This window comes from Pseudooceanicola nitratireducens (assembly GCF_900109195.1).
GTDB classification, from domain to species: Bacteria; Pseudomonadota; Alphaproteobacteria; order Rhodobacterales; family Rhodobacteraceae; genus Pseudooceanicola; species Pseudooceanicola nitratireducens.
This window is the reverse complement of sequence record NZ_FNZG01000031.1, coordinates 1-1,800: the sequence shown is the minus strand read 5'-3', so window position 1 is coordinate 1,800 and position 1,800 is coordinate 1. Positions and strand designations below refer to the sequence as shown.

At 54.2% G+C, this 1,800-nt stretch carries 1 rRNA gene; it reads right to left on the bottom strand.

Going from position 1 to position 1,800, the window contains the following annotated elements:
• Positions 1-1,800: ribosomal RNA gene (locus BMX99_RS19425) — 23S ribosomal RNA — on the bottom strand; the annotation flags it as partial.

The following is a 1,800-nucleotide window of genomic DNA, read 5'->3' as shown; positions in this document are numbered from 1 at the left end:
ATCCGTTGAGCGATGGCCCTCCCACTTGGGACCACCGGATCACTATGGCCGTCTTTCGACTCTGCTCGACTTGTCAGTCTCGCAGTCAGGCTGGCTTATGCCATTGCACTCAACGAGCGATTTCCGACCGCTCTGAGCCAACCTTCGCGCGCCTCCGTTACGCTTTAGGAGGCGACCGCCCCAGTCAAACTACCCGCCACACAGGGTCCCGGAACCCGATAAGGGATCGCGGTTAGACATCAAGCAGAACAAGGGTGGTATCTCAAGGATGACTCCACCGAAACTGGCGTTCCGGTTTCAAAGTCTACCACCTATCCTGCACATGTTGTGCCTGATGCCAGTGTGAAGCTGTAGTAAAGGTGCACGGGGTCTTTCCGTCTAACCGCGGGAAGCCTGCATCTTGACAGGCAATTCAATTTCGCTGAGTCGATGTTGGAGACAGCGGGGAAGTCGTTACGCCATTCGTGCAGGTCGGAACTTACCCGACAAGGAATTTCGCTACCTTAGGACCGTTATAGTTACGGCCGCCGTTTACCGGGGCTTCAATTCGGAGCTTGCACCCCTCCTTTTAACCTTCCGGCACCGGGCAGGCGTCAGACCCTATACGTCGTCTTGCGACTTCGCAGAGCCCTGTGTTTTTAGTAAACAGTCGCCACCCCCTGGTTTGTGCCCCCAGCCACTAGTTGCCTAGAAACTGGGCCTCCTTCTCGCGAACTTACGGAGGTATTTTGCCGAGTTCCTTCAACATCGTTCTCTCAAGCGCCTTGGTATTCTCTACCAGTCCACCTGTGTCGGTTTCGGGTACGGTCCTACGGAGGGCTATTTCCAGGGACCACGGAGCAGCCCAATCAATCCGATAAGATTGAACTACCTTTGTGATCCGTCACCATCTCCTGGCCCAGGAATATTAACCTGGTTCCCATCGACTACGCCTTTCGGCCTCGCCTTAGGGGCCGGCTTACCCTGCTCAGATTAGCTTTAAGCAGGAACCCTTGGACTTTCGGCGACAGGGTCTCTCACCCTGTTTGTCGCTACTCATGTCATCATTCTCGCTAGTGATCTCTCCACCGGATCGCTCACGCGCCGGCTTCATCGAAAACACCTCGCCTCCAATGTCCCCGAGGGGACTAAGGAGGCATGGTGTTATGTCACACTACGCTCCGCTACCATGCACTACGTGCATCCTCAGCTTCGGCTCATGGCTTGAGCCCCGTTACATCTTCGCCGCAGGACAACTTGATTAGACCAGTGAGCTGTTACGCTATCTTTAAAGGATGGCTGCTTCTAAGCCAACCTCCTGGTTGTTTTGGTCGTCCCACCTGCTTTCCCACTTAGCCATGAATTAGGGGCCTTAGCTGGAGGTCAGGGTTGTTTCCCTCTCCACCACGGACGTTAGCATCCGTGGTGTGTCTGCCATCTAGTACTCCCGGGTATTCGGAGTTTGGTTAGGATCAGTAAGCCTGTGGGGCCCCATTACCCATCCAGTGCTCTACCCCCCGGGGTATTCGGATGACGCTCTACCTAAATAGATTTCGCGGAGAACCAGCTATCTCCGAGTTTGATTGGCCTTTCACCCCTAGGCACAACTCATCCCGACCTTTTTCAACAGGTGTGGGTTCGGACCTCCAGTTAGTGTTACCTAACCTTCATCCTGGTCATGCCTAGATCACTCGGTTTCGGGTCTGATCCATCTAACTCATACGCCCTATTAAGACTCGCTTTCGCTGCGCCTACACCTAACGGCTTAAGCTTGCTAGATAGACCAAGTCGATGACCCATTATACAAAAGGTACGCCGTCA